The 13,834-nt window shown below is 67.0% G+C and carries 8 protein-coding genes and 1 riboswitch; of the genes, 1 reads left to right on the plus strand and 7 read right to left on the minus strand.

What is annotated here, in order from left to right:
- Genes narH through ACSQ2G_RS10810 form a run of 4 tightly spaced genes read right to left on the minus strand, consistent with a single transcriptional unit; the run spans window position 1 to window position 7,998 of the window.
- On the minus strand, window positions 1-1,524 hold the full coding sequence (gene narH / locus ACSQ2G_RS10795) for a nitrate reductase subunit beta (protein ID WP_436030717.1): 1,524 nt from the start codon (window positions 1,522-1,524) through the stop codon (window positions 1-3).
- Complete coding sequence (locus tag ACSQ2G_RS10800) at window positions 1,521-5,252, minus strand: nitrate reductase subunit alpha (protein ID WP_436030719.1); 3,732 nt, start codon at window positions 5,250-5,252, stop codon at window positions 1,521-1,523. Before ACSQ2G_RS10800 ends, narH begins: the two co-directional genes overlap by 4 nt.
- Complete coding sequence (locus tag ACSQ2G_RS10805; RefSeq protein ID WP_436030721.1) at window positions 5,252-6,670, minus strand: MFS transporter; 1,419 nt, start codon at window positions 6,668-6,670, stop codon at window positions 5,252-5,254. The genes ACSQ2G_RS10800 and ACSQ2G_RS10805 overlap by 1 nt, the downstream gene beginning before the upstream one ends.
- Window positions 6,671-6,684: 14 nt before the next feature.
- Window positions 6,685-7,998, minus strand: a complete 1,314-nt coding sequence (locus ACSQ2G_RS10810; protein ID WP_436030723.1) for an MFS transporter — start codon at window positions 7,996-7,998, stop codon at window positions 6,685-6,687.
- A gap of 317 nt (window positions 7,999-8,315) precedes the next feature.
- Here ACSQ2G_RS10810 and ftrB point away from each other — a divergent pair, with 317 nt between their 5' ends.
- Window positions 8,316-9,089: a transcriptional activator FtrB gene (ftrB, locus tag ACSQ2G_RS10815; protein WP_436030725.1), complete on the plus strand. Its 774-nt coding sequence runs from the start codon at window positions 8,316-8,318 to the stop codon at window positions 9,087-9,089.
- Between the two features lie 9 nt (window positions 9,090-9,098).
- On the opposite strand, the gene moaA is transcribed toward ftrB, so the two are convergent.
- The 3 genes from moaA to ACSQ2G_RS10830 all read right to left on the minus strand — a co-directional run bounded on the left by moaA (window position 9,099) and on the right by ACSQ2G_RS10830 (window position 13,751).
- Window positions 9,099-10,088, minus strand: a complete 990-nt coding sequence (gene moaA / locus ACSQ2G_RS10820) for a GTP 3',8-cyclase MoaA (protein WP_436030727.1) — start codon at window positions 10,086-10,088, stop codon at window positions 9,099-9,101.
- A riboswitch (molybdenum cofactor riboswitch) is annotated at window positions 10,066-10,204 on the minus strand. Its footprint overlaps the gene before it by 23 nt.
- Before the next feature lie 57 nt (window positions 10,205-10,261).
- On the minus strand, window positions 10,262-11,503 hold the full coding sequence (locus tag ACSQ2G_RS10825) for an NnrS family protein (protein ID WP_436030729.1): 1,242 nt from the start codon (window positions 11,501-11,503) through the stop codon (window positions 10,262-10,264).
- A 7-nt stretch (window positions 11,504-11,510) separates the two neighbouring features.
- Window positions 11,511-13,751, minus strand: a complete 2,241-nt coding sequence (locus ACSQ2G_RS10830; protein ID WP_436030731.1) for an adenosylcobalamin-dependent ribonucleoside-diphosphate reductase — start codon at window positions 13,749-13,751, stop codon at window positions 11,511-11,513.
- Window positions 13,752-13,834: the final 83 nt, after the last annotated feature.

The following is a 13,834-nucleotide window of genomic DNA, read 5'->3' on the forward strand; positions in this document are numbered from 1 at the left end:
TTAGGCCTCCATCGGGGTCTTGGCGCGCGAGCGCTGGTTGGAGCCGAACAGGCCCAGCTCGGTGCGGCCGCCCGAGCAGCCATTGCCGAAGGTGAAGCCGCAGGAGCCCCGCAGGTCGTAGGCGTCCTCAGCGACCTCGCGGTGGGCCGAGGGGATGACGAAGCGGTCCTCGTAGTTGGCGATGGCCATGTAGCGGTACATGTCCTCCACCTGGGCGGCGGTCAGCCCGACCTTGCCGGCGAGGGCGTGGTCGATGCGGCCATCGACCGTCTTGGCGCGCATGAAGCCGCGCATGGCCAGCATCCGCTCCAGGGCCTGGACCACCGGCGGCTCGTTGCCGGCGGTCAGCAGGTTGGCCAGGTAGCGCACCGGAATGCGCAGCGAGGCGACGTCGGGCATGTCGCCGTCCATCTCCAAGGCCCCGGCCGAGGCGGCCGACTGGATCGGCGACAGCGGCGGCACGTACCAGACCATCGGCAGGGTGCGGTATTCGGGGTGCAGCGGGAAGGCGACCTTCCAGTCGATGGCCATCTTGTAGACCGGGCTCTTGCGCGCCGCGTCCAACCAGGCCTCCGGAATGCCGTCGATGCGCGCCTGGGCGATCACCGCCGGATCGTCGGGGTCCAGGAAGATGTCGATCTGGGCCTGGTAGAGGTCCTTCTCGTCGGGGGTGGAGGCGGCGGCCTGGATGCGGTCGGCGTCATAGAGCAGCACGCCCAGATAGCGGATGCGGCCCACGCAGGTCTCCGAGCACACCGTCGGCTGACCCGCCTCGATGCGCGGGAAGCAGAAGGTGCATTTCTCCGATTTCCCCGATTCCCAGTTGTAGTAGATCTTCTTGTAGGGGCAGGCCGAGACGCACATACGCCAGCCGCGGCACTTGTCCTGATCGATCAGGACAATGCCGTCCTCCTCGCGCTTGTAGATCGCGCCCGACGGGCAGGCGGCCACGCAGGTGGGGTTGAGGCAGTGCTCGCACAGCCTGGGCAGATACATCATGAAGGTGTTTTCGAACTGGCCGTAGACTTCCTTCTCGACGCCCGCGAAATTGGCGTCGGCCGAGCGCTTGGAGAACTCGCCGCCCAGGATCTCCTCCCAGTTGGGGCCCCATTCGATCTTCTCCATCCGCTGACCGGTGATCTTCGAGCGCGGCCGCGCGGTCGGGAAGTGCTTCATCTCCGGGGCGTTCTGCAGGTGGGCGTAGTCGAAGTCGAACGGCTCGTAATAGTCGTCGATCTCGGGCAGGTCGGGATTGGCGAAGATCTTGGCCAGGATGCGCCATTTGGCGCCCATCTTCGGCTCGATCTTGCCATTGGCCTTGCGGACCCAGCCGCCGTTCCACTTCTTCTGGTTCTCCCAATCCTTGGGAAAACCGATGCCGGGCTTGGTCTCGACATTGTTGAACCAGGCGTATTCGACGCCTTCGCGGTTGGTCCAGACGTTCTTGCAGGTGACCGAGCAGGTGTGGCACCCGATGCACTTGTCGAGGTTCAGCACCATGCCGATTTGCGCGCGCACCTTCATTGGGCGAAATCCTTCTGAACGAGCGTTTCTTCCAGCCAGTCGATCTTGGTCATCTTGCGGACGACCACGAACTCGTCGCGGTTTGAACCCACGGTGCCATAGTAGTTGAAGCCGTAGGCCAGCTGGGCGTAGCCGCCGATCATGTGGGTCGGCTTGAGCACGGTGCGGGTGCAGGAGTTGTGGATGCCGCCGCGCAGGCCGGTGATCTGGGACCCCGGGGTGTTCACGATCTTTTCCTGGGCGTGGTACATGAAGGTCGTGCCTTCACGGATGCGCTGGGAGACCACGACCCGGGCGGTGAGGGCGCCGTTGGCGTTGAAGACCTCGATCCAGTCATTGTCGACCAGACCCGCCTTCTTGGCGTCGACCTCCGACACCCAGACCACGGGACCTCCGCGGTTGAGGGTCAGCATCATCAGGTTGTCGCTATAGGTGGAGTGGATGCCCCACTTCTGGTGCGGGGTGATGAAGTTGAGGACGATTTCCTTTTCGCCATTGGGCTTGGCGCCCATGACGTGGGTGGTCTTCAGGTCGATGGGCGGACGATAGACGCAGAGCGCCTCGCCAAAGGCCCGCATCCACAGGTGGTCCTGGTAGAGCTGCTGGCGACCGGTCAGGGTCCGCCACGGGATCAGCTCGTGAACGTTGGTGTAGCCGGCCGTGTAGCAGACCTTCTCGCTCTCGATGCCCGACCAGGTCGGCGAGGAGATGATCTTGCGCGGCTGGGCCAACAGGTCGCGGAAGCGGATCTTCTCGTCTTCCTTGGGCAGGGCCAGGTGGACGTGTTCGCGGCCGGTCTGCTTCTCGAGCGCCTCCCAGGCCTTGACCGCCACCTCGCCATTGGTTTCCGGCGCCAGCATCAGGATGGTCTCGCAGGCGTCGATGTCGCTCTCGATGCGGGCCAGGCCCTGGGTCTGGCCGTCCTCGAGCACCACGCCGTTCAGCGCCTTGAGCAGGTCGACCTCGTGATCGGTCTTCCAGCCGATGCCCTTGCCGCCATTGCCGCTCTTGGCCAGCAGCGGGCCCAGCGCGGTGAAGCACATGTAGGTGTTGGGATAGTCGCGCTCGACGATGGTGATCTGCGGCATGGTCTTGCCGGGGATCGCCTCGCACTCGCCCTTGGACCAGTCGCGGACGTCGAACGGCTGAGCCAGTTCGGCGGCGCTGTCATGCTGGATCGGAGTCAGGACCACGTCCTGCTCGACGCCCAGCACCTCGGGCGCGACCTTGGAGAAGGTCTTGGCGATGGCCTTGAAGATCTCCCAGTCCGACTTCGACTCCCAACCTGGATCCACGGCCGCGCTCAGCGGGTGGATGAAGGGGTGCATGTCGGAAGTGTTGAGATCGTTCTTTTCGTACCAGGTGGCGGTCGGCAGGACGATGTCGGAATAGACCGCCGTGGTCGACATGCGGAAGTCGAGCGTGACCAGCAGGTCGAGCTTTCCTTCCGGCGCCTGGTCATGCCAGGCGACTTCGGTGGGCTTGACCCCGCCGGTCTGGCCCAGGTCCTTGCCCTGGACCCCGTGCGAGGCCCCCAGCAGGTGCTTGAGGAAGTATTCGTGGCCCTTGCCCGAGGAGCCGAGCAGGTTGGAGCGCCAGACGAACATGTTGCGCGGCCAGTTGGCCGGATCGTCCGGATCCATGCACGACATCTCAAGCTCGCCGCTCTTGAGCTGGTCGAGCGTATAGGCCTTGGCGTCCTGGCCCTTGGCGGCGGCGGCCTTGGCCACCTCCAGCGGGTTGGTCTTCAGGGCCGGGGCCGAGGGCAGCCAACCCATCCGTTCGGCCTTGGCGTTGAAGTCGATCATCGAGCCGTTCCACACGCCGTCCGGCGCGGTCGGCGAGAGGATCTCGTCCATGCCGACGGTCTCGTAGCGCCATTGGTCACTATGGGCGTAGAAGAACGAGGTGGAGTTCTGCTGGCGTGGCGGCTTGACCCAGTCGGTGGCGAAGGCCAGCGGCGCCCAACCGGTCTGCGGACGCAGCTTTTCCTGTCCGACATAGTGCGACCAACCGCCGCCGGACTGACCCACGCACCCGCACATCACCAACATGTTGATGGCGGCGCGGTAGTTCATGTCCATGTGGTACCAGTGGTTCATCGCCGCGCCGATGATGATCATCGACTTGCCGTCAGTCTTCTCGGCGTTGCCGGCGAAGCCGCGGGCCACGGCCAGGATCTGGTCGCGCGGCACCGAGGTGATGGCTTCGGCCCAGGCCGGCGAATAGGGTTGGACGTCGTCATGGTCGGCCGGCATGTGGTCGCCGCCAAAGCCTTGGTCGACGCCGTAATTGGCCAGGAACAGGTCGTAGACACAGGCCACCAGGGTCTCGCCCTCGGGCAGCATCATCCGCTTGACCGGCACGTTGCGCACCAGGACGTCGGGGTGGTCGGTCATGGCGAAGCCATTGGTGGCCGCGCCCCCGAAATAGGGGAAGCGCACGCCGACGACATCGTCGTGAACGCCCTTGAGGCCCAGGCGCAGGGTGGTCTCGCGACCGGCCCCGTCCTTTTCCTCCAGATTCCACTTGCCGTCCTCGCCCCAGCGGAAGCCGATCGAGCCGTTGGGGACCACCACCTGGCCGGTGGCGTCGTCCAGGGCGACGGTCTTCCAGTCGGGATTGTTGGTCTCGCCCAGGGCCTGGTCGAACTCGGCGGCGCGCAGCAGGCGTTCGGGCACATGGGCGCCGTCCTGCGGGACCAGGCGAACCAGCATCGGCAGATCGGAATATTTGCGCAAATAGTCGCGGAAATAGGGGACCTGGCGGTCGACATGGAACTCCTTGAGGATCACGTGGCCAAAGGCCATGCCCAGCGCCGCGTCGGTGCCCTGCTTCACGGCCAGCCACAGGTCGGAGAACTTGGAGGCTTCCGAATAGTCGGGGCAGATCACCACCGACTTGGCGCCGCGATAGCGCGCCTCGGTGTAGAAGTGGGCGTCGGGCGTGCGCGTCTGGGGAACATTGGAGCCCCAAAGGATCAGGAAGCTGGAATTGAACCAGTCGGCGCTCTCGGCCACGTCGGTCTGTTCGCCCCAGGTCTGGGGCGAGGCCGGCGGCAGGTCGCAGTACCAGTCATAGAACGAGCCGCAGACCCCGCCGATCAGCTGCAGATAGCGGGCCCCGGCGGCGTAGGAGACCATGGACATGGCCGGGATCGGCGAGAAGCCGAACACCCGGTCGGGCCCATGGGCCTTGACGGTGTAGGCGTTGGCCGCGGCGATGATCTCGGTGACCTCGTCCCAAGTGGCGCGGATGAAGCCGCCGCCGCCGCGCCGCGTCACATAGTCGGCGCGCTGGGCCGGGTCGTTCTGGATCGAGGCCCAGGCCGCCACCGGCGTGCGCGTCACCCGCGCCGCCCGCCACAGCTTTAGCAGCCGCGAGCGGATCAGCGGATACTTCACTCGATTGGCCGAATAGAGATACCAGCTATAGCTGGCGCCGCGGGCGCAGCCGCGCGGCTCGTGATTGGGAAGATCAGGCCGGGTGCGCGGATAGTCGGTCTGCTGGGTCTCCCAGGTGACGATGCCGCCCTTGACGTAGATCTTCCAGGAGCACGAGCCGGTGCAGTTCACGCCATGGGTGGAACGGACGATCTTGTCGTGCTGCCAGCGGTTTCGGTACGCCTGCTCCCAGGTGCGATCGTCGTCGTTCATGACGCCGTGACCGTCGGAGAACAGCTCGGTCTTGCGCGTGAAGAACGCGAGACGGTCCAGGGTATGGCTCATTAGGCAGGGACCTTGATGAGAGCGGGCGCGGGCGCATGCAGCAGCGAGGCCTTGCGGCCGTAGAAGGCCCAGTTGACGACCACGCAGCTGACGTAGAAGCCGAGGAACAGGTAGAGGGCGAACTGGGGATCACCGGTGGCCTTCAGCGAGTCGCCGAACGCCTTGGGGATGAAGAAGCCGCCGAAGGCGCCGACGGCCGAGGTGAAGCCGACAATGGCCGCCGACTCCATTTCCGCGGCCCGCTGACGGGCCTCGATGGACGCGCTCGGGATCAGCCGAGGCATGTCAGCCCTGACGATGGCCGGGATCATCTGGAAGGTCGAAGCGTTGCCGACGCCGGTCCAGAAGAACAGCCACAAGAAGCTGGCGAAGAAGATCGGGAAAGAGGGCGGCGCGCCATAGGCGCCGACCCCGGCCAGTACGCCCAGCACGCCGGCGGCCAAGGCCAGGAAAGTCCAGTGGGTGACCCGCTCGCCGCCGAACCGATCGGAGACCCCGCCGGTCAGGGCGCGAGAGGCCGCCCCGATCAGCGGACCCAGGAAGGCCAGCTGCAGGACGTTGATGTCGGGGAACAGGGTTTTGGTCAGCAGCGGGAAGGCGGCCGAAAAGCCCAGGAACGAACCAAACGTGCCCAGATAGAGCCAGCACATGATCCAGTTGTGCTTGCGGCGGAAGATCACCGACTGGGCCGCGAACGAGGCCTTGGCCGAGGCGATGTCGTTCATGCCAAACCAGGCGGCCACGGCGGCCAAGACGATGAACGGGACCCACACATAGGCGGCGTTCTGCAGCCAGATCTGCTTGGCTACGCCGTGATCGACGATGGTCTGGGGCGCGCCGACCAGGGGGGCAAACAGCGCCAGGCCGATCACCACCGGCACTAGGAACTGCATGACGCTGACGCCCAGATTGCCAAATCCGGCGTTGACGCCGAGCGCCGCGCCCTTTTCGCTCTTGGGGAAGAAGAACGAGATGTTGGCCATGGAGGAGGCGAAATTGCCGCCGCCCAGGCCGCAGGCCAGGGCCAGCAGGACGAAGACGCCGTAGGGAGTGGTTGGGTCCTGCACCACGACGCCGATCCCGATGGCCGGGATCAGCAGTGACAGGGTGGCCAGGGTCGTCCACCGACGGCCGCCGACGATCGGCACCATGAAGCTGTAGAAGACACGCAAGGTGGCGCCCGACAGGGCCGGCAGGGCGGCGAGCCAGAACAGCTGCTCGGTGGTGAACTTGAAGCCGACCAGCTTGAGCTTGGCGATGACCATCGACCACACCATCCAGACCGAGAAGGCCAGCAGCAGGTTGGGCGCCGAGATCCACAGGTTGCGGGTGGCGACGCGCTTGCCCGTCTCGCCCCAGAACGCAGCGTCCTCGGGACGCCAGTCGGTGAGGACTGGGCTCGATTTGGAAGTCGACATGGGTTGGGCTCTGCTCATGAGTTAGCCGGCTGGGTGGCGGCGCGCCCGGCGGGCGCGGCGAAGGTCGGGGCGGCCGGGCGAAGGCCGGCCATTTCAGGAAGTTGCGGCAGGTCGGCCAGCTGGGGCGCGTTGGCGCGTTCCATGCGGCCGATGGCCAGGTGCATCCAGGTCAGGGCCCCGGCCACCAGGACGAACAGCAGCATGAAGCAGCTGGTCCAGACGCCGGTGAGGTCGTTGAGGGCGCCAAAGGCGATCGGCATCACGAAGCCGCCCAGGCCGCCGACCATGCCGACCAGGCCGCCGATCGAACCGATGTGATCGGGATAGTAGACGGGGATGTGCTTGAAGACGGCCGCCTTGCCCAGGCTCATGGCGAAGCCGAGGGTGAACAGCAAGATGACGAACGGGACCAGGCCGGTGGCCAGGCGGAAGGCGATCGGGGCCCGCACGCCATCGACCACGTAGCTGGTGGCCGGATAGGCCAGCAGGAAGGCGCAGACCGCGCTGATCCCGAAGGTCAGGTACATGACCTTGCGCGCGCCGATCTTGTCCGACAGCCAGCCGCCGAAGACGCGAAACAGCGAGCCGGGGATGGAATAGGCCGCCGCCAGCATGCCCGCGGCGACGAGGTCGAGGTGGTAAACCGCGACCAGATAATGCGGCAACCACAGGGCCAGGGCCACGAAACCGCCGAACACGAAGAAGTAGTAGAGCGCGAAGCGCCAGACCTGCAGCTTGCGCAGCGGGGCCAACTGGGCGCCGGTGGCCTGCGGCTTGGCGCCGGTCTGGCGACGGGTCAACAGGTCGGGCTCGTCCTTGGTGGTCAGGTAGAAGGCCACCGCCAGTATCGCCAGCGCCCCGGCCCAGACCTGGGCCACGCCCTGCCAGCCGAGGGCCAGCATCACGAAGGGAGCGGCGAACTTCGTCACCGCGGCGCCGACATTGCCCGCCCCGAACACACCGAGCGCCGAGCCCTGGCGTTCCTTGGGGAAGAACTTCGACACATAGGCCACGCCGACCGCGAACGAGCCGCCGGCCAGGCCGACGCCCAGGGCCGCCAGCAGGAATTGCGGATAGGTTTGGGCGTAGGAGAGCAGGAAGGTGGCCGCCGCCGCCGACAGCATGACCAGAAGATTGACCAGGCGGCCGCCATATTGGTCGGTCCAGACGCCCAGGAACACCCGCACCAGCGAGCCGGTCAGAATCGGGGCGCCGACCAGCAGGCCAAATTGCGCCTCGCTCAGTCCAAGGTCCTGCTTGATCTTGACGCCGATGATCGAGAACACTGTCCACACCGCGAAACAGGCGGTGAAGGCGATCGTGCTCATCGTCAGGGCCGATCCGGCTCCCGGCTGCGATGGCGTCGCCGTCTGCATGTTCTGTCCCCAAAGTGCATGCGACATCGGCTGCCGCGCGCAATCTATTGCGGGGAGGAGGCTTCAGCGCATTTGATCAGGATCAAGCAAAGCGAAATAACCGGAGATCAGTCCAAGTCTTCGGTGCGGCAGAATGGCACGGTTCTATTTCGTCAATTCGAATTTGTTAACGCGACAAGCGGGCAATTGATAAGCATCAAGCGGCGGGGTCATTGGGCGGCTTGATCTATGTCAAGGCCGTCCAACGGCGATGACGCCATGAGGGGCCCATGATCAGAAGCGCCGATCTCACCCGCGTCAGGAGCCTGCCCTTGTTCGGCGTGATGTCGGACGAGGCCTTCAAGAACGTCACCGGCGGCGCTTTCCTGCAGAAGTTTCCAGCCGGGACCACCCTGCTCACCGAGGGGGACACGGTCGATTTCCTCTATGTCCTGCTCGACGGCAGCGTCGAGCTGGGCGCGACCTGGAACGACAAGGACACCACTCTGGCGGTGCTGCGGCCGGTCTCCACCTTCATCCTGGCCGCCGTGGTGCTCGATGCCGACGCCTTGATGAGCGCCCAGACGATCGAGCGGTCGGACATCCTGATGCTGTCGGGCGAGGCGCTGCGCCGGGCGATGAAGGAGGACGCCGCCTTCGGCTTCGCCGTGGCCCAGGAATTGTCGGGCTGCTATCGCGGCCTGGTGCGCGCCATCAAGAACCAGAAGCTGCGCGGCGGGCTCGAACGGCTGGCCAACTATCTGATCACCCAGAAGGTGCGTCAGGGCGGGGCCGAGACCTTCACCCTGCCGCACGAAAAGCGCCTATTGGCCTCGGTGCTGGGCATGACGCCCGAGAACCTGTCGCGGGCCTTCGCGGCGATCGCTGACTATGGCGTGGTCATCAACGGGCCGCAGGTGACGATCGCCCGGCCGGTGGTGCTGGAGCGTCTAGCCAAGCCCGATCCCCTGATCGACAACCACACCCTGCCCACCGGCGCGCCGATCGGCAAGGCCCAACGCGAGCGCTGGCCGACGGCGCGGGACATTCGTTCGGTCTCCTAAGGCCGCGGCCTAGCCGCCAAACTGCGCCAGCTGGCGCGTGTCGCCGCTGTCGTTCTCATGCAGCCGGTGGCCGGCGGGCTTACCGACCAGGGCCGCCTCGATGCGGGTTCGCAAGGCCTCTTCCTGGCCGGTGATCAGCAGATCGCGCAGATCGACCCCCAATTCTCCAAACAGGCACAGGCGCAGCGCGCCCTTGGCGGTGATGCGCAGGCGGTTGCAGCTGTCGCAGAAGCCCGGCGCATAGGGGGCGATCAGGCCGATGCGGCCGCGATAGTCAGGGTGGGCGTAGTCGATCGCGGGCCCGTCATCGAAGGCCTTTGGGACGGGCGACCAGCCGCGGACCGCCAACCAGCCCTGGAGGTCGACGCCCGAGACATGCTGGTCGTCGAAATAGGCGGCGTTGTCGCCGGTGCGCATCAGCTCGATGAAGCGAAACGAGATCGGCCGGTCGCGGACGAAGGCGGCGAAGGCGTCGAGACCGGTCTCCACGGTATCGCGCAGCAGGACCGCGTTGACCTTGACCGTCGGCATGTTCAAGGCCAGGGCCAGATCCAGGCCGGCTATGACATCGCCCAGCTGGTCGCGGCCGGTGATGCGATGGAAGGCGGCCGGCTCTAGCGCGTCGATGCTGACATTGAGATTGGTCAGGCCGGCCTCGCGCCAGGCTTGGATATTGCGCTTGAGGTTCCAGCCGTTGGTGGTGACCGCCACCTTGTCGATCCCGGGCGTGGCCGCGGCGCGGCCGATGATCTCGACCAGATCGCGGCGCACGCTCGGCTCGCCGCCGGTCAGGCGCAGCTTGGCGACGCCGAGGCCGGCGAAGGCGCGCACCACGCAGTCGATCTCGTCGGGGGTGAGAGAGGCCATCGACCCGGACTTTTTGAAGCCGTCGGGCAGGCAATAGGTGCAGCGGTAGTTGCACACCTCGGTGACCGAGAGGCGCAGATAGCGAAAGCGGCGGCCAAAGCCGTCAACCAGACGTCCCATGCGGGCTCTCATCCAAGCAAGGGAGGCGACGGCGTTTCCCCCGTCACCCTTGCCGGACGAGCCGGCGCGGCGGTCGGGCCCTGGCGCGGGTGCGCGTTAGGCGGGAACGCTCGGAGCGAGACTCATCGCTAAGCCTTGTCGGCGGAGCAGGCTATGGCGCCTTCCGCCGCAGGGCTTGATATCGATCAAGCCCTGGCCGGGCGCGGCCGGATCAGCATCGGGCCATAGGCGGTCGCGAAGCCGGCGAAGGCCAGGACCCACAGCACCGCCGAGGTCGTCAGCAGGCTCTGTTGGCCGCCGCCGGCGAACGGCGCGGCGATACGCGTCAGGGCCGCGGCGTTGATGGCCAGATAGATGGCGGTGGTGGCTGCGTCGGCGTGAAGCTCGCGACCGGTGTGGCCGCGGCTGGAGCGAGTCATCACCGCCAGGGTCATGACGCCGATCGCCCCGGCGGTCAGGGCGTGGACGCCCGCGGTGCGCGGGATCGACGGATCGAGCGCCGAGGCGCCCATGAGCAGCAGGCCCAGGGCCAGCCAGCCATAGCCAAGGTGGAGGATCCAGACCAAGGGTTCGCGCCGCGTGGCCCAACCGCGCCAGCGCGCCAACCGGAGCAGATTGCTCAGGCCGGCCAGGGCCAGCAGGACGCCGCTGGGACGGGCGTCGGGGAAGGCGGCCCAGGCCGCCGCAGCCAGGCCGGTCAAGGCCAGGGCGGCGCGATCGACCAGGCCGAAGACGGCCGGCTGGGCGGCCAGGCCCTGGGCTTTGAGCCAGTTGCGGGTGAAGCTGGGGGTGATGCGTCCGCCGATCAGGGCGATCAGCAGGGCCGCCACGCCCAAGGCCAGCCGCTCGCCCACACCCGAGGCCCAGGTGACGCCGTGCAGATGAAAGGCGATGTTGCCCGCCGCCAGGGCGGTGACCAGACCGCAGACCGGCAGGTTGCGCCAGTTGCGACCGGCCAGGACCTCGCGCCAGATGACGCTGGCGAAGACCAGCAGGAACAGGCTGTCGATCACCCCAGCGGCCGCCGGGCCAAGGCTGTCCTGGAACAGCATGGCGACGCGGCCGGCCAGCCAAAGCCCGACCAACTGGGCCAGGGGCGCGCCGATGATCGGCATGCGTCCCGTCCAGTTGGGCACGGCCGTGGTCAGAAAGCCCGCGACGACAGCCGCCAGAAAGCCAAACAACATCTCATGAACGTGCCAGTCGCGCGTCAGCATGTCCGGGCCGCCCGCCAGATAGCTCCACAGCCATAGCGGAACGACCAGCGCCGACCATAGGGCGCCCAGAAGATAGAAGGGGCGGAAGCCGAAGCTGAACAGGGCGGGGCCGCGATAGGCGCGGCGCGTGGCGGCGGTGGACATCCGGGCACCATGGGCTGGAACGGCCGCCAACGCCTTGATGATGGTCCCGGCCGCCTTGATGATCATCAACCGCTCAGCCGCACTTGGAATAGCCGCAGTCGAAGCAAGTGTCGCACCCCTCCTTGCGCACCATCTCAAAGCCGCCGCAGCGGGGGCAACAGGCCTTGGCGGCGGCGAAGGGATTGGTCGAGGTCGCCGTTTGGGCCCCTGTTTGGGGGGGCGCGGCGACGGCCGGCTCGCGCGATGGCCGACCGCTCAGGTGCCGCTCGATGACCCCGCCGATCGCCGCCAACAGCGACGGGGTGTAGCGCCCGTCGATCCAGCCGCCGCCGCGCGGGTCGAACACCGCCTTCAACTCCTCGGCCACGAACGACACGTCGCCGCCGCGGCGGAACACCGCCGAGATCATCCGCGTCAGGCCCAGCGTCCAGGCGTAGTGCTCCATATTCTTGGAATTGACGAAGATCTCGAACGGATGGCGCCCGTCCTGGGCTTCCACGTCATTGATCGTCACATAGACGGCGTGGGCGCTGTCGGGCCATTTGATCTTGTAGGTCGCCCCGCCCAGGGCGTCCGGACGCGAGGGCAGGGTAAGTTCGGGCGCCGGCGGCTCGGGCGTCGGGGCCACCGACAGCACCGAGCCGGTGATGGCGTTGGGCCGGTAGGTGGTCAGGCCCTTGCAGCCCAGCCGGTAGCCTTGGCGATAGATGTCGGCGAAGTCGTCGAAGGCGATCGTCTCGGGGCAGTTGACGGTCTTGGAGATCGAACTGTCGACCAGGGCTTGGGCGGCGGCCTGCATGCGCAGGTGATCGGCCGGAGTCAGGTCCTGGGCGCTGACGAACGCCGCCTCGGGGGGCGGGGTCTCGCCCCGCAGCCGCTTCCACACCGCCAGGGCGTAGTCCTCGACCTGCTCCTCGCGGCTGCTCCCGTCCGGCTGGCGCACCTTGCGGGTATAGGCGTAGGCGAAGATCGGCTCGATGCCCGAGGAGACATTGCCGGCCAGCAGGGAGGTGGTGCCTGTCGGGGCGATGGAGGTCAGGCAGCCGTTGCGCAGGCCGTGGGCGGCGATCAGGGCCCGGGTCTCCTCGTCCAGGCTGGTGAGGTTGGGTCGCTCGAGGATCTGGGGATCATAGAGCTCGAAGGGGCCCTTCTCGGCGGCCAACCGCGCCGAGGCGCGATAGGCCTCGCGCTTGATGACCCCCAGCCAGCGCTGGGTCAGCGCCACGGCCTGGTCGTCGCCATAGCGGGCGCCGCAGAACACCAGTGCGTCGGCGAGGCCGGTGACCCCGATTCCCAGCCGCCGCTTGGCCCGCGCCTCGATCGCTTGGGCCTCCAGGGGAAAGCGCGAGATGTCGATGACATTGTCGAGCATGCGCACGGTGGTGCGGGTGAGGCTGCCGAGCTTGCCCTCGTCGAGGGCGGCGCCCGGTTCGAACGGGGAATCGACCAGGCGCGCCAGGTTGAGCGAGCCCAGCAGGCAGGCGCCGTAAGGCGGCAGCATCTGCTCGCCGCAGGGGTTGCTGGCCAGGATCTCTTCGCAATAGGCCAGGTTGTTGGCGGCGTTGACACGGTCGATGAAGATCACCCCCGGCTCGGCGGCGTCATAGGTGGCCCGCATCAGCTTGGCCCACAGGTCGGCGGCGCGGACGGTGCGGTGGACCTGGCCGCCAAAGCTCAGCGGCCAGTCGCAGTCGGCTTCGAGCGCGGTCATGAACGGATCGGTGACCAGGACCGAGAGGTTGAAGTTTCGAAACCGCCCCGCCGCGCGCTTGGCGTCGATGAAGGCCTCGATGTCGGGATGGTCGATGCGCAGGCAGCCCATCATCGCCCCGCGCCTCTGGCCCGCCGACAGGATGGTGCGGCACATCGCGTCCCAGACATCCATGAAGCTGAGCGGACCCGACGCGTCGGCGCCGACGCCCTCGACCCGAGCCCCATTGGGACGGATCGAGGAAAAATCCATCCCCACCCCGCCGCCCTGCTGCAGGGTGACGGCCGCCTCGCGCACATGGTCGAAAATGCCGCCCAGATCGTCGGGCGTCACGCCCATGACAAAGCAGTTGAACAGGGTCACGGCCCGAGCGGTGCCCGCGCCGGCCAGGATGCGGCCGGCCGGCAGGACCTTGAAATCGGTGAGGGCGTCCAGGACCTCGGCTTCAAAACCCTTGCGCAGCTTGGGCGCCTCGGCCTTGGCGATGGCCTTGGCGACGCGCGCCCAGGTCTCGGCGACGCTGGCGTCGCCGCCGCCTTGCGGCGGCGTGAAGCGGTACTTGCTGGACCAGATCTCGCCGGCGAAGGGATTGTCGAACGCCATGGTCGCTCTTTCTGAATTTGAGGAGGAAAGGCCGGGTGATTCCCTGCGGCGCATGAGAGGCGTCGTTGGCCCCTCCAGTCTGC

This window comes from Caulobacter sp. LjRoot300 (assembly GCF_964253875.1).
Lineage (GTDB): Bacteria > Pseudomonadota > Alphaproteobacteria > Caulobacterales > Caulobacteraceae > Caulobacter.